The organism is Brevibacillus choshinensis, assembly GCF_001420695.1.
Lineage (GTDB): Bacteria > Bacillota > Bacilli > Brevibacillales > Brevibacillaceae > Brevibacillus > Brevibacillus choshinensis.
Genome location: NZ_LJJB01000007.1, coordinates 1,448,184 through 1,468,971, shown reverse-complemented (window position 1 = coordinate 1,468,971; position 20,788 = coordinate 1,448,184). Strand labels below are relative to the sequence as shown.

Annotated in this window: 15 protein-coding genes; 2 read left to right on the top strand and 13 right to left on the bottom strand. The window is 48.1% G+C overall.

What is annotated here, in order from left to right:
* Positions 1 to 8: 8 nt before the first annotated feature.
* From AN963_RS07070 to AN963_RS07050, 5 genes are all read right to left on the bottom strand, one after another.
* Complete coding sequence (locus AN963_RS07070) at positions 9 to 1,217, bottom strand: M20 family metallopeptidase (RefSeq protein ID WP_055743799.1); 1,209 nt, start codon at positions 1,215 to 1,217, stop codon at positions 9 to 11.
* A gap of 357 nt (positions 1,218 to 1,574) precedes the next feature.
* Positions 1,575 to 3,596: a S9 family peptidase gene (locus AN963_RS07065; protein ID WP_055743798.1), complete on the bottom strand. Its 2,022-nt coding sequence runs from the start codon at positions 3,594 to 3,596 to the stop codon at positions 1,575 to 1,577.
* A 6-nt stretch (positions 3,597 to 3,602) separates the two neighbouring features.
* Positions 3,603 to 5,396 (bottom strand): S9 family peptidase, encoded by a 1,794-nt coding sequence (locus tag AN963_RS07060; RefSeq protein WP_055743797.1) that lies wholly within the window; start codon positions 5,394 to 5,396, stop codon positions 3,603 to 3,605.
* A gap of 167 nt (positions 5,397 to 5,563) precedes the next feature.
* Positions 5,564 to 6,478, bottom strand: a complete 915-nt coding sequence (locus AN963_RS07055; protein ID WP_055743796.1) for a DMT family transporter — start codon at positions 6,476 to 6,478, stop codon at positions 5,564 to 5,566.
* A 115-nt stretch (positions 6,479 to 6,593) separates the two neighbouring features.
* Positions 6,594 to 7,511 (bottom strand): LLM class flavin-dependent oxidoreductase, encoded by a 918-nt coding sequence (locus AN963_RS07050; protein WP_055744485.1) that lies wholly within the window; start codon positions 7,509 to 7,511, stop codon positions 6,594 to 6,596.
* A 117-nt stretch (positions 7,512 to 7,628) separates the two neighbouring features.
* Here AN963_RS07050 and AN963_RS07045 point away from each other — a divergent pair, with 117 nt between their 5' ends.
* A complete protein-coding gene (locus AN963_RS07045) occupies positions 7,629 to 8,954 on the top strand; it encodes an MFS transporter (protein WP_055743795.1) in 1,326 nt (441 codons plus the stop codon).
* Positions 8,955 to 9,047: 93 nt separating this feature from the next.
* On the opposite strand, the gene AN963_RS07040 is transcribed toward AN963_RS07045, so the two are convergent.
* The 6 genes from AN963_RS07040 to AN963_RS07015 all read right to left on the bottom strand — a co-directional run bounded on the left by AN963_RS07040 (position 9,048) and on the right by AN963_RS07015 (position 17,488).
* Positions 9,048 to 10,436 carry an APC family permease gene (locus AN963_RS07040; protein ID WP_055743794.1) on the bottom strand — a complete coding sequence of 463 codons (1,389 nt, stop codon included), beginning with the start codon at positions 10,434 to 10,436 and terminating at the stop codon, positions 9,048 to 9,050.
* Positions 10,437 to 10,496: 60 nt separating this feature from the next.
* Positions 10,497 to 11,951 carry an NAD-dependent succinate-semialdehyde dehydrogenase gene (locus tag AN963_RS07035; protein ID WP_055743793.1) on the bottom strand — a complete coding sequence of 485 codons (1,455 nt, stop codon included), beginning with the start codon at positions 11,949 to 11,951 and terminating at the stop codon, positions 10,497 to 10,499.
* Positions 11,952 to 12,001: 50 nt separating this feature from the next.
* Positions 12,002 to 13,360, bottom strand: a complete 1,359-nt coding sequence (locus AN963_RS07030) for a glutamine synthetase family protein (protein ID WP_055743792.1) — start codon at positions 13,358 to 13,360, stop codon at positions 12,002 to 12,004.
* Between the two features lie 35 nt (positions 13,361 to 13,395).
* Positions 13,396 to 14,157 carry an SDR family NAD(P)-dependent oxidoreductase gene (locus tag AN963_RS07025; RefSeq protein WP_055743791.1) on the bottom strand — a complete coding sequence of 254 codons (762 nt, stop codon included), beginning with the start codon at positions 14,155 to 14,157 and terminating at the stop codon, positions 13,396 to 13,398.
* Positions 14,141 to 15,247 carry a M20 family metallopeptidase gene (locus tag AN963_RS07020; protein ID WP_152985610.1) on the bottom strand — a complete coding sequence of 369 codons (1,107 nt, stop codon included), beginning with the start codon at positions 15,245 to 15,247 and terminating at the stop codon, positions 14,141 to 14,143. The genes AN963_RS07025 and AN963_RS07020 overlap by 17 nt, the downstream gene beginning before the upstream one ends.
* A gap of 156 nt (positions 15,248 to 15,403) precedes the next feature.
* Positions 15,404 to 17,488: a sigma-54 interaction domain-containing protein gene (locus AN963_RS07015; RefSeq protein ID WP_055743789.1), complete on the bottom strand. Its 2,085-nt coding sequence runs from the start codon at positions 17,486 to 17,488 to the stop codon at positions 15,404 to 15,406.
* A gap of 173 nt (positions 17,489 to 17,661) precedes the next feature.
* Between AN963_RS07015 and AN963_RS07010 the strand changes: the two genes are divergently transcribed.
* A complete protein-coding gene (locus AN963_RS07010) occupies positions 17,662 to 19,401 on the top strand; it encodes a methyl-accepting chemotaxis protein (RefSeq protein ID WP_055743788.1) in 1,740 nt (579 codons plus the stop codon).
* A gap of 141 nt (positions 19,402 to 19,542) precedes the next feature.
* On the opposite strand, the gene AN963_RS07005 is transcribed toward AN963_RS07010, so the two are convergent.
* Positions 19,543 to 20,514 (bottom strand): 2-hydroxyacid dehydrogenase, encoded by a 972-nt coding sequence (locus AN963_RS07005; RefSeq protein ID WP_055743787.1) that lies wholly within the window; start codon positions 20,512 to 20,514, stop codon positions 19,543 to 19,545.
* An 86-nt stretch (positions 20,515 to 20,600) separates the two neighbouring features.
* Positions 20,601 to 20,788 (bottom strand): IS3 family transposase (locus AN963_RS30115; protein WP_152985644.1); only part of this gene is annotated, 188 nt, incomplete at its 5' end.

Genomic DNA, 20,788 nt, shown 5'->3' with positions numbered 1-20,788 from the left:
ATTGTCCTTTACAGCGCAGCTTCGGGAACTGGCTCTGTCTCTGTTTCCACTGCGTAATGGTAGACGAGGGCAACCAATGCTTTTGCTGCGTGTACCATTGCCTGTTCGTCAAAGTCAAACATCGGGTGGTGATGCGGATAATTGGCTCCGATCTCCTCATTCCGTGCGCCTGTAAAGAAGAACATTCCCGGCTTTTCGCGAAGATAGTAGGCAAAATCCTCGCTTCCCATAATCGGGGGCATTTCGACCATTTGGTTCTCATTTGCAAAACTGTTAACGGTCTCGAGGAAAATATCTGTTTCCTCCGAGTGGTTAAACACTGCTGGATAACCAGCTTCATAGGTCAACTGACAATCGGCATGCAACGCCTGACTGATACCATTTACGATGTTCGTTACTTCTCGCTGCATATGTTCTCTGACATTCTCGTCAAATGAACGTACCGTACCTTTTAGAACCGCTGAATCGGCAATCACGTTTGCTGCATTTCCAGCATGGAACGATCCAACCGATAAGACAGCCGCTTTTTGCGGGTTGATTTGTCTACTGACGATATACTGCAGCTGATTGATAAGCTGTGCTCCAATCGCTACTGCATCTATCGTTTCATGCGGGGATGCACCGTGTCCGCCTTTTCCCTGGACCTTGATCTCAAAAGCGTCTGCCGCTGCCATCGCGTAGCCTTTGGCGTACAGGTAGGTACCCGTTGGCGCTTGGGACGTGAGATGAGTACCAAACACCACATCGACGCCGTCCAGACAACCATCCGCAATCATTTCCAGTGCCCCGCCTGGCGCAAGCTCCTCCGCGTGTTGATGCAGGAGAACGACATTTCCTGAGAGCTTGTCCCGATTTTCACTCAACACTTTTGCCACCGCGAGCAAGGTAGCTGTGTGTCCGTCATGGCCACAAGCATGCATGACGCCTGGAACTTTTGACTTGTAAGGGACATCCTTTTCATCGGGTATAGGGAGAGCGTCAAAGTCTGCCCGCAAGGCAATCGTCTTTCCAGGTTTTGCACCGCGAATGGTACCTACGACGCCTCGGCCACCGACATGCGTTTTCACATCAATGCCGTAGCTTTCCAGAATGCCGGCAATCATCTTGGGTGTCTCCACTTCTTGAAACGAAAGCTCAGGATATTGGTGCATATGTCTTCTCCACTCGACCATTTGCTCGTACATCGCCTCAATCTGCGTAAACCAGTTATTCAGCATTCGGACTCCCCTTTCAGATGTTTGGTCAAAATCCATATTTTGAGTATACGAATATTCAGATATAGATTCAATTAAATTTTTCAGTCTATTCTGAATTAAATATATATTATGAAAACGTTTTCATCGTTGATTTTGCGCGATTTGTAATCGATGTCAGCATATCGGAATACTAGGAATTATTTTTTTATACGTAAAACGAGCCTAGCGCTCCCAGGGGCAAGCGCTAGTACATAAGTTTCTGTAGCAGTGATCACAAAATGAAAAATAACCCGCATGTCAGCTATACAAAACTGGCACGCGGGTCTATGCAATTCTTATCCATTTCCGTTTCTTTCTGAGCTCTCTTAAGAGAACCTGTTACTCCATGACTACTTTTTCCGTCGTGTGCAAATACGCGTCAAACCACTCTGCCGTATATTGCAGACGCAAGACACGTTGCTCTGGGTCGCCGCTGCGTGATAGCTCGTGGCTGGCTCCCGGGAAACGCATAAAGCTGACTGGCGCTTTTCCTTGATGCTGCAAGGCGATATATAGCTGCTCTGCCTGTTCGATTGGGCATCGATGGTCTTGTTCCCCATGCATAATGAGCAATGGTGTCTCGATATTGGCTACATGACGTATGGGTGAATGCTGCCAGAGCTTCTCTGGATTCGTAAATGGATTACCTTGGATTTCTTCTGCGGTGAAGTAGTATCCAATGTCGCTAACTCCGTAAAAACTGAGCCAGTTGCAGATGCTTCGATCAGTCACCGCCGCTTTGAACAAATTCGTCTGGCCAACGATCCAGTTGGTCATGAACCCACCATAACTGCCCCCTGCGACACCCATCCGATTCGTGTCAATGAAGTCGAACTGATCGCATGCATATTTGACTGCGCTCATCAAATCGAGGTAATCATTCCCTCCGTAGTCACCGCAGCACGCCTGCATAAATTTCTCCCCGTAGCCAAAACTGCCGCGCGGGTTTGTATACAGAACGGCGTAGCCTTTCGCTGCTAGCAAGAGAAACTCATGGAAAAACGTATTGCCGTACATGGAATGCGGACCACCGTGAATCTGCAGGACCATCGGGTATTTTTCACCCTCCTGAAACCCGACCGGCTTTAGCAGCCATCCATGCAGCTTCCATCCATCCTGCCCTTCGTATTCCAGTTCAATCGGCTCAGGTAAGTCTAGCTCAGCCAGCAGCTCGTGGTTTACATCCGTCAGGCGTACTTCTTCACCCGTCTCGAGATTCACTTCAATTAAGTCACCTGGAGTAATCGGATCGCTCACAGCTATCACTGCTGTACGGCTCTGCTCATGAAGTGTGAAGCCATAGATATTGCGCTCGCCCCCGATGACTTTGGTAATCGTACCATCGAGTGTCGCATGATATAAGCTGGAGTTTCCACGCTCGCTCGCAATGAAATACATCCCGGATCCGTCTTCTGTCCAGACGCCTCCTGGATTCGGATGACCCGGAGAGCGTACGTCTCCGATTGTAGAATCCCCTACCTGAACGTCCCAGTCAGCGGTGAGGCAAGTCTGAGTGCCCGTTTCCAAATCTGATACCCAGACGTTTTTCTGCGTCGCGATCAGATGTGTAGGAGACTCACTGCCGATATACGCCAGCTTTTTCCCATCTGCTGACCAAGTCGGAAAAAAGAACGTACCCATACTACGGGTCAGCTTTATCCATTCCCCCCCATTTACAGGAACGAGGTACACGTCGACACTGTGTTGAAGGTCAGTATTCTCTACCTGATTGGCTGTAATCGCGAGCCAATGGCCATCAGGCGACCACGTTCCTACCGTGTGATGGTAGTCACTATGTGTGACAGGTGTGATCTCGCCCGTTTCTACGTCTACCACGGCAATTTGTTTGGAGGTGTCGTACACAAAGCCGAGGTCATCCGACTTGTATTTCATACGGTTGACCACGATGGCTTTCTTTGGTGCCTCTTTTTTCTCATCCGTTTCCAGATCCGCAAACGAATCTTCCGGTGTCATCATGGAAGAGAAGGCAATCCGTTTGCCATCAGGCGACCATACCGGGTTTGCAGCGCCTGTTTTGCATCGCGTTACCTGCGTCGGTTCGCCACCTTTGACGTCTATCAGCCAAATCTGTGATTTGCCGGAGCGCTTGGAGATGAAGCAGATTTGCGTGCCATCGGGAGACCAGCGTGGGGAAGAATCACGGACGGCTCCTTCGGTCAAAGCGATGACGCTCTTCTCTGCCAAAGACTGAACAAACAAGTGTGTCCGATAAGCACGATCTACGTCTACCATCGACTGCACATAAGCGACTGCTGTCCCATCTGGAGATAGCTGCGGGTCACTCGCATAACGAATCCGATAAAAATCTTCAGCGGTAATGCCTCGTTTGTTCTGTACCATTTTCCTTCACTCCTCGTCAGATTTGGAATTTGTCAGCTGATGCAGAAAAAACTCCGTGATCTTGTGATTCATCGTGATGTGATTTTCCAGCTTTTCCGTCATATGACCCTCATCCTCAAAAATATGCAGATCAACCTCTTGTCCTCTCGCTTTCATATCGGACACCAGCTGTTCCGCCTCACTAACGGGAACACGGGTATCATTGCGACCATGAAAGACGAGCAGTGGCGCTTTGATCTTATTCGAATGATTCAGAGGGGCGATCTCTTCAAAGAAATCACTGTCTTCCGCAAGTGAGCCGTATTCTGCTTCTCGCAGGCTTCGTCTCCACTCTCCCGTATTTTCCAAGAAAGTCCGGAAGTGAGAGATCCCTACAATATCGACTCCTGCTGCCCATAGGTCCGGAAAATGGGTGAGCGCTGCCAAGACCATAAAGCCTCCATAGCTGCGCCCCATAATGCCAATTGCATTCGGATTTACTTCCTCCTGATCAGACAGTGACTTTGCCAACCAAGCAAGATCTGCAACGGAGTCCATTCGTTTTCGCTTGTCGTCGAGCTGCACATAGGTACGACCGTATCCCATACTGCCTCGGACGTTGGGGGCAACCACGATGAAGCCCTGATTCGCTAAGTATTGAAAGACCGGATGGTACTCAGCCCGAATCTGGCTTTCGGGTCCCCCATGGACATAGACTACAACAGGTCTATTGAGGGCTTGTCCTTTTGCGTAATAAAAATAAGGCACTTCCAAACCATCGAAGGATCGGAAGGATTTTAACTCAGGAGAAATCAGACTGTCTTCGATCGCCTCTGATTTTCCTATGTACGTAATCTGCTCGCATGTCTGAGTCGGTATCGAATACGTCCATATATCTCCGGGCATTGTTGGGCTTTTCAAAGTGAAGGTCAACTTCTCCTCTGAAAGCCAAGCCACGGATTGGATGACCCCAAACGGTACATTCACTGCCTTCACCAATGAATGATCTTCCACGGAAAAGAAAGTTAGTGTAGAAATACCACCCTCGTTAGTTGTGAATGCGATTCGCCGTTCGTCAAGCGAAAGCACCACATCCTCGATATCCCAGCTAGGAACCTGAACCAATCTCTCAAGCTCCGGACTATCAAAGGTAAACCGGCATAGGGACATCGTATCCTCGTCGCGATCTGTAACGAGATAGCCTCCCTTTCCGTCCTTCGTCAATTTCAACGAAAGATACCGAGCATGCCGATTGCAGATCGACAGCCTGCTTGCCGATCTAGTTTTTAGATCTAAAAGATAAAGGGCATTGTCAATGTTGGTTTCTTGCACGCTGAAAATGAGTGCATTTCCATCTGGGAGCCACGCCACGGGAACGCATCGGCCCTCATACTGAAACACTTCCTCGTACTCCCCTGTCTCGACCTGTTGAACAAACAAATCGAAGCAGCGCGGGTGACGTCGGTTACTGGACCAGACAATCTTTTCACCGCATGGAGACCAACCCCCGAGGTAGTGAAAATGCGTGGGAGAATCGGTCAACGTGTTGATGACTTTTCCTTGTTCTGTGAGCAAATAGAGCTGCTGTCGTTCGTCTCCTCGGCAGTCGCTACCGACGACTGTTTTGGTTCCGCAGGGAGAATGGGCGTAGTCTACGATGCGATCGGGCAAAAAGGTGACCTGTTCTGGGCGAGACTGACTTTCATCCCAGCGCCACAACTGAGCATGGCCCGAAATTTTACTGAGAAATGTCCATTCCTTTTGTGTCGGCACCACTTTCATTTGATAGGCAGACTGTACTTGTAAATAGTCTAAAATCATGTATCATCACCCTCTCGTCGTTTGTCCTCCCTTTCAACCAGTTCCACGAAAGAGAGGGTTATCCTTCCCACACGATGCATATTGTCTTTATTTTGCGACAATTCTACATGCACTCACAAAAAAAGCGCAAGCCAGCATTGATCCCTGCCAGCTTACGCTTATAAGGTTTACATGGATTTTGTTCGATCCCCTACCAGCTGTGTTTGCTTTTTCCTCGTCGATTTCTGGGAGCGCACGGTTGCCACGACGACACCCGTCACGATCAATAAAGATCCGCCCACCTGAATAGCTGTCACCTGAGAGCCAAGCAGCAAAAATCCGACCAGCATCGCGACAAACGGCTGCAAATTGAGAAAGATCGCTGCTTTCCCTGTACCCACTACCTTCAGCTGTTGATTCCAAACCAATCCGCAAACGCCCTGCATGAAAATCGCGGTTAAAATGAGCATAGCCCACGCCCACACCTCATGACTGATATGCGAGGCTGGATCGATGGTCAAAAAGGCCGCTGGAGTAAGGAACAACGTACCTACCGTAGTCGAGTACACCGTCGAGATAAACGGATGCATCGTCTCTGTCAGCTTGCGGATGATGATCATCGAAGAGGAGAAAGTGATCATCGCAATTACAATTAGCATGACACCTTTGGAAATTGTTAATCCTGCACCAATCCCGACTACACAAAATGTTCCCAATAGCGCTACTGCGGAACCAATCTTCATGCGCCGTGTAAATTGCTCCTTGAGAAAAAAGGAAGCTAAAATGGCTGTAACGATTGGCGACATGGACAGGATCAGAGAAGCTGTTGTGGCATCCGTGGTGAGCAAGCCGTTGAAATAAGCAGTCTGGTTGGCCAACGTTCCAATGAGACCAAGCAGAATCAGCAAACCCCATTCTCTCGGCTTGATTTTCACAAATTTCTTTGTGATCCACGCGTAACTGAGCAAAAACAGGGAGGTAAACATCAATCGAACATCTGCCAAAAACAAGGGAGGAAATTCTTTAACCAGCATGCTTCCGAATACAAAATTACTTCCCCACAGTGTGACACAAAAAAGCAACAGCAAGTATGATCGAATCATGGTCTAGCCTTCTTTCGCCCGTTACATTCAATTCATCGCTACGCTATCGTACACGAGAGTTCCGTAAAAGTCCATGAGATATTCAACCATATTTTTTGGGGAAAGATGTTCTATTTTACATAGATGCTTCCAGTGAAAATACAGCCTTCGCTAACCGTATATAGGAATCCAGACGCTTTTGGTAATCGGGTATGTCAGTTATGATCATGAGTTCATCCGCATGAAATTTTGTGACGAGCTCTTGTAGTACTGGCGTTAATTGTTCAGGAGTGCCGATCATCATTTTCCTGGAACGACTCCCTGCTTCTCTTTCGCTTATCAGCTTGGAAGCCTCTTCCCGCGATGCAGCGCAATACACGCTCACAGCTATGATGACTTGCGGCTTCTCGTGATGTCGTGAAGCACGAAACTGTTCCCGATAATACAATATAGCTTCATCACCGGGCTGATCACTCATAAAATGCCCAAACACATAGCCTGTCCCATTTTGAGCAGCAAGCTCGGCACTTTTCCGGTTGGTGCCGAGCATCCATAATTGCGCTGGAACAGGTGGGATTGGACGTGCGATCACCTGCTGTCCTTCCACTGTATACTCATTCCATAAAATAGCGGACAAGTCCCCTACTAATTCCCTCATCATCCCTACTTGCGCAAGAAAATTGCCGCTAATGGCAAGTGAAGCATGAGCGGATCCACCCGGTGCTCGTCCAATCCCCAGATCTATCCTTCCCGGGTACAACGTGGCGAGCAGGGCAAAGGCTTCCCCCACCTTATACGGACGGTAATTTGGCAGCAACACCGCTCCAGAGCCGATCCGAATATGACTTGTCTTTGCACCAATGTGCGCCAGAAGCACTTCGGGAGTTGACGAGGCAAATTGTGGCATGTCATGATGCTCAGAGACCCAGTAGCGTGTGTAACCGAGTGATTCAGCAGTTTGTGCGAGTAGTACGGATTGTTGCAAGGCCGCATGGGGATCGACATCCTGATAGATGGGAGAGAGATCAAGTACGCTGGCCCTAATTCCATTCATCACGACAGCAACACTCCTTTCCAATCCATGTTAGGTCCCATTCTATTAGATGATAGTAAAATATATAGTTTTTCCGTCCAAGGTTCAAGGTTAGAATGCGGGAGAAGGAGGGGTTATATGAACGATAGAATCACCATCCCCATCTGGGCCATCGGATCTTTCCTCGTTCTGATGAATACGACGATGTTCAACGTTTCCTTGCCCAGTATCATTACGACTTTGCAAATCGATGCGGGGCTCGGATCCTGGATCGTTTCCGGCTACTCCATCGTATTTGCTCTTTCTACGATTATATTCAGCCGGCTTTCTGACAGTCTCCCGATACGAAATCTGCTTACGATCGGACTTAGCATACTTGGCGTTTCCTCTATTATCGGGTATATGGCTGACAGCTTTTCCCTCATTTTGCTAGCACGCCTTCTACAAGCATGTGGTGCTGGGGCTGTTCCCGGACTTGGGATGATCCTCGCCAGCCGTTATATACCCGTGGAGCGACGAGGTAGAGCGATCACCGTACTGGCTTCCGGTAGTATATTGGCATTCGGACTTGGCCCTGTCATCGGAGGAGCTCTCACACAAGTGATGGGTTTCCATGGACTGTTTTTAATTATTTGCTTGGTCTTCGTGCTGATTCCTGTTTTGTGGCGGCTATTGCCCAGGGAGACTTCTCAAAAGCTGCAATTTGATTTCGTCGGAGCCATTTTGACCGTCATCGCAACTGCGAGCCTGTTGCTTGCCCTGACTCAGCTATCTTTCCTCTATCTTCTGATCGGGATCGCAGCCATCGTCGCGAATGTCCGTCATCTGCGTCATAAAGAAAAGCCCTTTATTTACCCTGCTCTACTCTCCCATGCCGGCTATCGAAAGCTTGTGATGATCGGCTTTTGTGCCTTTATCTTGAATATGTCCAATCTGTTTCTCATGCCACTGGTGCTCTCAGAGGTTTTCCATCAAAGTGCTGCTACCATCGGATTGACGATTTTTCCTGGAGCGATATTGTCCAGTCTCGTCATCCCGTTTATTGGACGGCTGATTGACAAGCACGGAAATTTTCGATTTTTGCTGGGCGCACATTTCGTCTTGATCATTTCCATTCTGATAACAGCAGTTTTTCTGCCACACTCGCCACTGGTTATCCTCTTTTCATACGTGTTGTTTGCGCCTTCTCTCTCCACAGTGACCTCGACCCTCTCCAACGAGGTTTCGCAAATCCTGCCAAAGGAAATGGTTGGGGCTGGAATGGGACTCTTGCAGCTGTCTCAATTTTTAGGAGGCTCCTTTTCAGTGGCTTTATGCGGATTACTGTTAAGCTGGGAAAAGGGACTTCCGGTGCAAGCGGCATTCCAAAACGTTTTCTTTTTACTATTTCTGGTACTGCTCGGTGCGATCGTCATGGTTATTCGCTACCGAAGTACACGACAAGTACAGTCATTTGAAGCCTAGGCGAAAAAAGACAACGGCATGCAAGGCATGGAACACGCGCCTCGCAGTCGTTGTCTTTTTTTATTCGTTCTGTGCTGTCACCAAGTTTCGTACTTACAAATCTCTCATCGTTGGCGGCAGTTCTTTGAATCCTTTTGTTTTAAATGCGAGCAGAATCACACCAACGACCATCCAGCTTGTCCCAACCGCAAACGTTTTCCAGTCAAAGCCCCACCAAACGAATCCGATGACGAGGAAGCCGAGCCATGGGAGCAGGCAATAGTTGAAGAAGCCTTTCATATCTCTTTTCCGCTTTTTCACAAAGAAGTACGCAAAAACGGAAAGATTCAGCACCATGAAGGATGTCAATGCACCGAAGTTGACCAGTTGAATGATCGTTTCGATCGGCATAAACATGGCAATGAAGAAGGAAGCCGTCCCGACGAAAATGGTCGCATTAAATGGTGTTTTATATTTCGGGTGAATTTTGCCCAAAAATCCCGACATGGGCAGCAGCTTGTCGCGGCTCATCGAGTAAATAATACGCGAAATGGCGGATTGAATGGCCAAAGCGTTCGCAATCCCCACTGCTGCGACGGCAATCAAGATCAGCGCGTAGTACAGAAACTCTCCACCGACCTCTCGCGCGATGTCAAAGTAAGCCATATCCGGGTCAAGGTTGGAGTAATCCGGGTGAGCTAGTGCTGCTAGATAGGTTTGCACCATAAAAATCAAACCGATCAGTACCAAAGTTGACACGGTAGCACGCCCAACAGTTCTGCCAGGATTTTCCACTTCTTCTGACAGCGTTGAAATGACGTCGAATCCTAGGAAACCTAGAACCGCGATAGAAGCTGCACTCGCGATAAAGCCAAGGTCAATCTTGTCGGCTTGGAACAACGGTGCCAAGGAGAAACCTCCTGCCCCATGCCCGTCAATAAACACAAATTTGAAAGCAAATCCCATAAATACGAGAAGGATGGCAATCTCCAAAAACAGAAAGATCTTGTTCGTCGTTGCTGTCAGCGTAATTCCTCGAGCAGTAACAAACGTATTAATTGCAAGAAACACCAAGACAATGACAGGACTAGGTATTGCAGGAATAATGCTGTTCAACCACATCGCCGAAAATGCCGTCAGCAATGCTGGGGCCATCAAATAATCAACTGCGATCAACCATCCGGTTACAAACCCGATATGAGGGTTCAAACCACGTTGTACATACGAGTAAACAGAACCTGCAATGGGAAACTCATTACTCATTTTGCTATAGCTGAGAGCGGTAAAGACCATAGCGATGACCCCGACCAAATAAACGATCGGAACCATCCCTGATGTTTCATGTGCAATCATCCCATACACCTGAATGGGTGCGATCGGAAGCATCGTGATCAGACCGTAGATGACAAGATCCTTGAACGTAAGGGCTCGTTTCAGCTCCTGTTTGTAGCCAAGGTTCGTGCCACCCTCGGGTGTTTGCACTTCTGCAGTGGCATTTGACATATGCAACACCTCTTTTTGTTTAAAATAGTCTAAGCCTGATACCACCGAAGCGGTGTAGCGTTACTCGATGGTTAACGCCACATATTTCAGTTCCATGTATTCCTCAAGCCCTTGGTGACCGCCGACTCTGCCGATCCCACTTTCCTTTACGCCACCGAATGGCGACTGAGGATTGGCAAGAGAGGTCCCGTTGATCGCCAGATTTCCTACCTCGAGTCCATCAATCATGCGGAACATCCGCGCAGCATCTTTGGTGAACACATAGGCAGCCAATCCATAAGGTGTATTGTTGCAACGCGCCAGGACTTCAGCTTCATCAGTAAAAGTAAGTACGGGTGCGACCGGACCAAAGATTTCACGCTTTGTCAATTCCATGTCCGCGGTCACATCATCGAGAAGGGTGGGGGCATAAAAATACCCGTCCTGCAGCCCCTCATCCGTCACGCGTTTGCCACCGACAACGAGCTTCGCTCCTTTTTCCACTGCATCGCGCACCAGTGTTTCGACTTTATCCAGGTAGCTTGGGTCAATCATCGGGCCAATCTGTGTGCCTTCCTCCGTGCCGATTCCTACTTTGAGGTTGCGAATCTTTTCTGCGAGCTTTTCAACGAGCTGCAGACGAATCGATTCGTGGGCGTAGATCAAGTTGATCCCGTTGCAAACTTGTCCGCAATTCTCAAATTTGTTACCCATAATGGCATCGACAGCCTTTTCCAGATTGGCATCAGGAAAGACGACGACAGGCGCATTTCCGCCCAGCTCTAGCGTTAGACGCTTTACATTGTCAGCCGCTTGGCGCATCAAGATTTTGCCTACCTCCGTCGAACCGGTGAACCCTATTTTGCGTACGCGCGGATCGGCTGACAAGGTAGTACCTATTTCCTCCGCTACGCCAGTCACAACATTGGCTACACCTGCTGGAATACCGGTTGCCATCAGGTGATCGAGCAAAGCGATGGCAATAAGCGGTGTCTGTTCGGCCGGCTTCAGAACAAAGGTGCAGCCTGCTGCAAGTGCAGGTGCTACTTTGTTCGCTACAATAGCGCCTGGGAAGTTCGCGGGAGGAATTAATCCAACTACACCGATTGCTTCTTTAAACACCATCAGGCGTTGGCCTTGACGAGAAGCTGGAATAATCTCACCATACGCACGCTTACCCTCTTCTGCATACCAGCGAATGTAGACCGTCGTCCCAAAAATTTCGCCTCTTGCTTCCTCAAGCGGCTTCCCTTGTTCCGTAGACAACAGCCATGCTAGCCGTTCCCTGTCTGCCAGAATGCGTTCCGCCCACTCTAGAAGGTATGATGAACGCTGATCAGCTGGTAGCTTTGACCAAGCCGGGAATGCTTTTGCTGCTGCATCAATCGCCTGCTGGGTTAATTCCTTGCCACCACGGGGAACGCGTCCCATCGGCTTTCCGTTCGCTGGATTGATGACATCCATCGATTCTTTCAGAAATACTTTTTCCCCATTGATCCAGGCATAGTTCCAGTCGTCATGTTGAATCGGGTTCATCGTCTGTTGCCCCTCCTTCTCATTGCGTACAAAAAAACGATTCGGCTGTGTTAAATAAACTCAAAATATTTTTTCCGTTCCCAATCTGTTACCTCAAGGAAATAATCGTTCAATTCATTATTGGCAGCTGTCAGGTAATGCTCGACCACATCATCCCCAAAAAGCTCGCGAGCGATTTTACTTTGCGAAAGCTTTTGGATCGCTTCTGCCAAATTGGAAGGCAAGCGCTTGACGCCAGGAGCACTGGAAGCATCTCCTTTCGTCGGTGCTTCAATGTCAATTTTGTGTTCGATGCCATACAGTCCAGAAGCCAAGCAAGCTGCCAGTACGAGATAATGATTGGCATCTGAGCCAGGAACCCGGTTTTCGATGCGGCATGATTTGCCATGTCCATCTACGCGGAAAGCCGTCGTGCGATTATCTTCGCCCCATGTCTGCGTATTCGGCGCCCCTCCCGTATTTGCTAGACGCTTGTACGAATTGATGAATGGCGCATAAAATAGCATGAACTCAGGAGCAAGGGCCATCATGCCACCGAGGAAGTAGCGCCCAGTGTCAGACAATTTATACGGATGGTTGGCATCATAAAACATGTTGTTTCCTTCCAGATCCCACAAGCTAATGTGCGTGTGTCCGCTGCTGCCAGAAGCATCCGTATCATGTTTCGCCATGAACGTCACCATGAGGTTGTTCAGGGCCGCGATCTCTTTAATGCCATTTTTGTAAATGGCTGTCCGGTCGGCCATTTCCAATGCTTCCGCGTATTGCACATTCAACTCAACCTGGCCGTTACCCCATTCTCCTTTTAGTGCTTCCACAGGGATTCCCGCCTCTTCCAGATATCGAGCAAGCTGGCCGAGGAACCAATCATCCACGTTGAGACGATAGATCGAATAGTCTACCGGATAGGAAAAGAGCGGCTGCAAATTCGAAAAGTTCTTTTCGCGAGCAGAATCAATCGTTTCTTTGAAAATATGAAACTCGATTTCTGATGCGGCATAGGAGCGATAGCCCAACGCTTCTGCCTTTGCTAATTGCTTTTTCAAGATATTCCGAGGGGCAATCGTTACTTCCGATCCGTCCTTGTTGTAAATATCGCCAAGCACAACCGCATTTTTCGGAATCCAGGGGTAGGTGCGCAATGTCGATAGGTCCGGAACGACTTTGATATCATGAAGCCCTGTATCAAAGTTGCAGAACTTATAGTTCTCCGCATATTTCAGGCTGACATCCCAGATAAAATTGATTGCACATGTATGAATTCCGCTGATGGCATCATCTAGGAAGTAGCGTACCGGCACTTTTTTTCCGAACAGCTTTCCTTGCATATCTACACCGGCAACCGTAATCATGTCGATTGTTCCATTCTGGTATTGATCCTTTAATGCTGCGAGATCAAGCTTACCCAAGGTGCTCACTCCTTTTCGTGTATAATCGACAGTGTTTAGTGAATCGTCCAGCCGCCATCTACGACAAGCGTGCTGCCCGTTACGTAAGAGGCTTCATCCTGTGCAAGAAACAGAACAGCATTCGCAACATCCTGAGGTTGTCCGATACGTCCTACTGGCAGACGCTCCAAGACCCACTCTTTCACTTCTGGAATTTCCAAACCTTTTTCCGTGAACGGGGTTTGAACGACACCTGGAGCGACCGCATTGCACGTAATGCCATGAGAGGAAAGCTCCAGCGCAATCGCTTTCGTCAGCATATGCAAACCGCCTTTTGACGAGTTGTAATGAGGTTGGCAGTGTCCGCTGCTGGAAACGACGCGGTGTGCTTCTACAGAAGTAATATTGATGATACGTCCACCATTGCCTGCCTTGATCATTTCTTTTGCTACCGCTTGCGAGCAAAAGAACGGCGCTTTCAGATTCACATCATGCACTTTGTCCCATTCTTTCTCATCCAGCTCAAGAAACGGCGTAAATGCAACAATTCCCGCATTGTTCACGAGGATGTCCACTTTACCGAACTCTTGAATGGTTTGTGCGACCATGCTGTCTACCTGATCCTTTTGGGTCACATCCACTTTTACGACCATGGCTTTGCTGCCTTCTGGAGCTTGGGAAATCGTCTCGTTTGCTCCTGCTTCATTCATATCGGCGACAACCACGATGGCCCCTTCTTCAAAAAGTCGAAGTGCGATTGCGCGCCCATTCCCCGAACCTGCTCCCGTTACGATGGCTACTTTATTTTTTAATTTCATGTCTGTTCACCTTTCCTTCCAACTGATTAATGAAATGTTTCAAAATTTTTTGATAGATGACAAGTGACTCGATCTCTACATATTCGTCGGGACCGTGATGATTGGCACCAATCGGACCAAACTCGACGGCAGGAATGCCATACTGAGCAAAAAAACGGGTATCTGCCGAGCCATCCTGACCAAACAATACGCTTTCTTTGCCAAAGATGTGTGCGGTTGATTGATGGAGCGACTGCACAAAAGGATCGAATTCATCAGTAGTGACAGGTGAACCGTGTCGAAGCATTTCTACCTGTGCTTCTGGAACGGCAAGACGAATGGAATCAAGAATATCAGCGGGATTCTGCGTGGGCAGATAGCGAATATCCAAGTAGAGAGCACAGCGATCCGGTACCTGATTCAATGCAACACCGCCTTCAATCTTTGCCAGATTAAAAGAGGGTACCGGGAAAAACCGACTACTTTCTTGCATGAAATCAAGAGTCGCTAACTGATTGTACTTTTGCATCGCAGCTACAATCGCATTCTTACCAAGCCAGGGACGGCTTCCATGTGCGGCAACGCCTGAAAACTCGACTTTGACCTGCAGGACACCTTTTGCCTGGACAGCAATATCCAGATTGGTCGGCTCACCACAAATGACAAAATCGCCTATGCTCCCCTGCTCGACCAGATAAGCACTCCCCAATTCCCCGCCTTTTTCCTCGTCCGGAACAAGTTGCAGAATTATTCGACATTTTGGCGGTTGCTGAACAAGATCTGCTGTGAGAGCCATCATTGCCGCTACCGCACCGAGCATGTCATAGCTGCCTCTGCCGTGCAATCTGCCTGCTTCCACTCGGGGGATAAAATTCTCGGGATGACCTGGTACAACATCGAGATGACCATTCAAGACGAGTGTGCTGCCGGTGTTAGTAGGACCGATCGTTGCTGTGAGCATTTTGAGTCCTTGATTCTCCCACAGGCGGATCGGAACTCCATGGCGCTGTAACCAATCCGCACAGAATTCAACAGAGTAGTTGATTCGCTCAGGAGTCGTGCTTTCCATTTGGATCAGGCTGCTAGTCAATCGAACAAGCGTTTCTTTCATGATGATCACACCCTTCTTCCATCCATACCTTTTGACCTAATCCCTTATACCTATTCGATGTAAGCCGCCACCCTCTAACTTAGCAAGTCCCGTGCCAACTTGTTTTGGCATAATTTCAATTATTCCAAATGCGCAGAAAACGGGAGGAATGGGTGATTATCCTCCCATTCCTCCCGTTTCTCCCAATTCCCCCATTTCAGTATTACCGCAGCAAAGGTGATATCCACTCTCCGTCAATGTAATGCCTCCACGCCCCGTACTCACTTCGATCCACCCCTCCGTACGCAGTTTTTCGACGATTTTTCTTACTTCCGTTTCATGAATAACTATGCCGTTCTGACGTGCCTGCTCAACGAGGGATCGTCTGCCGGCATTCTTTCCACTTGTCTTGGCTAAATAGATCAAGTTCAGTAAGAATCGCTCGTTATTGGGGGCTGCCCGATACAATTGAGGGGGTATTTCATTTGATTGGACAACCACCTTCTCCACTCCAGGTCCCACTTCTAAACCAGGAATATCTTTCGCGGACAGGTTGTGATCATTCATAAAGGCAACATATTCCATGGCATTTTCCAGTTCACGCACATTACCATGCCAATCATGTTTGACCAATGAAGCGAGCAACGTCTCTAAAAGCTTTTCGTCCGCCCCTCGTTTTCGCAAAAAATGAGCAGAAAGCAGCGGAATATCCTCTTTTCGCTCTCGAAGTGGCGGAATCAGTAATTGCAGCACTTTTAACCGATAATACAAATCGGCTCGAAAAGCTCCTTCATTGACCATCCGCGTCAAATCACGGTTGGTTGCCGCAATCACCCGAACATCAACGGGAAGCAAGCGGGTACCTCCCACTTTTAAAACTTCCTTCTGCTGCAGCACACGCAGTAATCGACTTTGCAGATTCGGTGAAATGTCACCAATTTCATCCAAAAAGATCGTCCCTTTGTGAGCCTGCTCGAACAGTCCGGGCTTGCCCCCTTTTCGCGCACCTGTAAAAGCTCCCTCTTCATAGCCAAACAACTCACTCTCAAGCAAATTATCCGGCAATGAGCTACAGTTGACCGCAACGAACGGAAAAGAGGAACGAGTAGAAGCCTGGTGAATCGCATGAGCAAACAATTCCTTGCCAGTTCCGCTCTCCCCTAGTATGAGCACCGCTAGATCACTACTGGCCATTTTCTCTGCTTGCTCCACTACTCTCTTCATTCGGATCGAGGTCGTAACAAGATCGGCAAAAGAGAATTTGGCTTGATATCCTTTTGAATGTAACCGCAGCTTTAGCTCCTGCTCTTCTACGTGACGAGCTGCTTTTAACGTAAGGACTCCACCTGTAATATGGCCATTTTCCTCGATCACCTGCCTGCTCACGAGTACTTTATGCTTTTTGATTTGAAAGAGAGAATCATTGAACTCCTCCGTCATGACACCCAAATCGATTCGGACCCGTTCAAACAAGCTCCTCACCGACAGTTGGTTTGCCTCCTGAACCGTACATTCAAATAAGGCTTGGGCAGCTGTGTTAAAGAACGTAATCTTCCCATTCAGATCATAGGCAATGACGCCATCCTGCACCATGTCTAATGTTTGCTGCAGCAGCAGCTTCGCATGAATCAAACCTTGCATCGTAATCTGAATACCTTGGCTCCGGGTAATGATGGATTCTGAATAAACAGATAAAATATCTCTAGCGTCACTATGTAAGAGATTAAATTGTGTCAAGATGTCGACGAGTGTGCTGACGTCGATCACACGTTCTCCGATATCAAACACGCGGTTGACAATGTCTGGCACGAGCTGCCCTTCCCCTGGTGTTATTGCAGATGTATACGGTGGACAATTTTGTATTTTGGGGTAATACGGAACTAGCTCAATATGCCCCGCGCCCAGCTCCCGCAACAGTGCTATGGTTTCTTCGGCCGAATCTTTCTCATCGTTGACCATGAGAAGCTTCGTTCCTACAGGAATCGACATCACTTTTTCCCAGCTGGTTCGGAGCAATGTTCGACGAATAATCAGAATAACCGTGCCAGGTTTAATTTTTGGTGCGAGTTCGCGTGTAAAGATCGTTTGTGTACTGATGAGAACCATATCGTAATTACTATCATTGTTCCAAGATTTCTGCGAAAAACCATAAAATTCTATAAATGCGCCAAACAGTACGACCAATTGGTTTGTAATCGCCGCAGCAGTTTTGCTGGATCCTGCAATAATGGCTACCTTTTTCTTCCCTTTGATTGGAAACACTCCTTCTTACTGTACTTGATGCAAGAAAATTTGGTGCTCTCTACTATTATCGTTCATTATTTGACAAATATTAACGTATATCGACAAAAAAACCCCAGAAAGAATGGCACAATTCTTGCAATTTAATAAATGGAGCATTTTTCCCACCATAATTTATCAAGGAGTTGAAAAAAATGCCACGCCAGAAGATGCAGGTCTCATTTTTCGGTAAGAATTTGGTGCTCTCCTGCTTGACCATTCTCTTGATGGGCTTGATGTTGGGGGTCGCCAGCTTCGTTGTTCAGGATACAATCCTCCAGCAAAATCTGGATGAACAAGCACGGGGGTTTGCCACTTACGCAAAAGGAGAAATCGACATTGCAGACATCAAGAGCGCAATTACACATCATGATCCAAAAGACCCAGTCCAAGTCAGACTAACTGCCCAGCTTGACCGAATGTCCAAGGAGAATCCAAACATCGCCCAAGCGTACGTGTTTGGAGCAGAAATGAAAAACGGCAATAGCAACCTTACCATCGCTTTGCCAACCCATGTGTACGAAGCCGGCTTTAAGGCAGGCGACTATTTTGAGCAAGCGCCACAATGGGTTGTTGCTTTCGAGAAGTTGATGCAGAGCAAAGAGGCGGTTAATACGGGGATCTACACCGACGTGTATGGTACGTGGGTCACCATCTTGCAGCCGTTGATCGATGAAAGTGGAAATGTCATCGGTATTTTTGGTGTTGATACGAATGCAAGTATCGTGGATCGAGGCAAGGAAGAACTATTTCAATGGTTGGGAATCGGCTTCCTTGCATCATTTTTGATCGTATTTATCGTACAATACGGCTTCCTGCGTAAATTCTTGTCACCGCTCAAAGATCTGGTTCACGTGATTGGAAAAATGAATGAGGGACACCTGGACGTCTCGATTCAAGTGAAGCAGAAAGATGAACTCGGTCAACTCGCAGATAAAGTGAATGGCTTGATTGCACACTGGCGCACCATTATCGAGAATGTCCAAAAGCACGCCGAGCACGCTGCGACCTCTGCACATGAGTTAGCAGAAGGTGCAGCTCAGAACACGGTTACCTTACAGCAGGTGACGGAAACGATCCAGGATTTAAAGGCAGGTACAGATGCTACCTCCCTCTCTGCAAGTGAGAATGCCCGTGCAATGACAGAAATGGCCACCGGGATTCAGCGTATTGCCGAATCTACTTCTTCTGTCGCTGAATCTTCTCTCGATATGTCGAAGGAAGCAGAGAAAGGAACAGACTCGGTGCAAATGGTCATTGACCAAATGGATTCAATCAGCCGCTCCGTTCAAGTATCTGCATCAGCCCTTCGATCACTCGAGGATCGATCAAAAGAGATCGGTAATATCGTCGATGTAATCACTGAAATTGCTTCCCAAACGAATCTGTTAGCATTGAATGCGGCAATCGAAGCGGCACGCGCAGGCGAGCACGGAAAAGGGTTCGCTGTTGTAGCCGACGAAGTTCGCAAGCTTGCTGAACAGTCATCCAAATCGACAGCCCAAATCACCCTGCTGATCGAGAACATTCAACAGGAAATGGGAAAAGCCGTCCAAAACATGAGGCAAGGCACGAAGGAAGTGGAAACAGGTATCCAAGTAGCGAAAAATGCAGGAAATGCATTCCAGCATATCCTAAACTCGACGCAGCAAGTTGCCGAACAGGTCGAAGATGTTTCCGCTGTTTCTGAGCAAATGTCAGCCAGTTCCCAACAAGTTTCCGCAACGGTGACACAATTGGCTTCGATCTCCCAAACGTCTGCTGACCAAATTACCGAAGTCGCTGCCGCATCGGAAGAGCAATTCTCCTCCTTGCAATCGATCTCTGAATCCGCCCAGCGCTTGAATCAGATGGCGCAGGAGCTTCGCAACACCATTCATGTCTTTAAAGTGTAATGGATAAGGGCTTTTTTCGAGCCACTCTTCATTGCTACTGAAAAACATTTAAATCATAGGAATAACAAAAAGACAGCGGCACGAAAGGTATTTACTCCCTCTCGAAGCCGTTGTCTTTTTTACCGGTTCTCTTCTGTTACCTTAAATCACTTCCGGATTCACCAGCGCAGGAGGACGATTGCCCTGGATTCCTGTTACAAAATTCTCTGCGGCAAATCGAGCCATCGCCTGTCTTGTCTCCAATGTGGCTGATCCGATATGGGGCAAGGTAACCACATTCGGCATGGACAAGAGTGGATGTTGCGGGTCTACCGGTTCTTGAACAAAGACATCGAGCCCCGCTGCTAATATCTCACCTTCTTGCAAGGCCAAAACCAGCGCTTCTTCATCTACCGTTGTGCCGCGAGATCCATTCACAAAAATAGCCGTCTTTTTCATCAAACGGAATTCTCGTTCTCCGATCAGCTTGGTCGTCTGTGGACTTAACGGAACCATCAGGCAAATGAAGTCCGCCTCCTGACAAAGCTCATCCAAGCTGCAATACGTGGCATGATAGGTGTTCTCTACCTCTACATTGCGGGATCGATTGTGGTACAGGATGTTCATACCAAACCCAAAATGAGCTCGCTTTGCGATGGCAGCACCAATCCGCCCCATTCCAATGATCCCTAGCGTCTTGTGATGCACATCTACTCCGAATTGCGCAGGGGTCATGTGTGCAGTCCATTTCCCCGCCTTTACCATGTGATCCAGCTCCGGAATCCGGCGCGCCGTTGCAAGCATGAGCCCAATCATTGTATCTGCGACAGTCTCATTGAGCACATCTGGCGTATTCGTTGCCATCACTCCTCTATGGGTTAGTGCTGGAACATCCAGATTATCGTAACCAACCGAGACATTGCTCACAATTTTCAGGTTCGGGGCTTTTTCGAGCAAGGCTGCATCGACTTTTAAGCCCGTACCAAACAGTCCTTTTGCGTCTTTCAATGCTTCGTAGAAGGATGCCATATTATCTGCGTCGAGATGTTCAAAATAAAAGACGTCACAAGCTTCTTTCACATACTCAAGTATGGTTGACTCCACTTTCTTGTAAATGATCACTTTTGGTTTCATAGTGATGCCCTCACTTTCGGGTAAGAATAAAAAAAGCCAACGAACCGCCTGGTCAAGACCCCATTTAGTGGACACTAAAAAAAGAGCTAAGCAGCAAGCTGGCGCCGGTACTCAATCGGCGTCAGCTTGTTTAATTTTCTTTGTGGCCTCGTAGAGTTGTAAAAATGGATATATTCCTCAATTCTCCTTTGTGCCTCGTCTACTGTTCGGATATCATAAGGGTAGAGCGCTTCCGTTTTGAGATGCGAGGACCAATGAAGCGAGCAACGTCTCT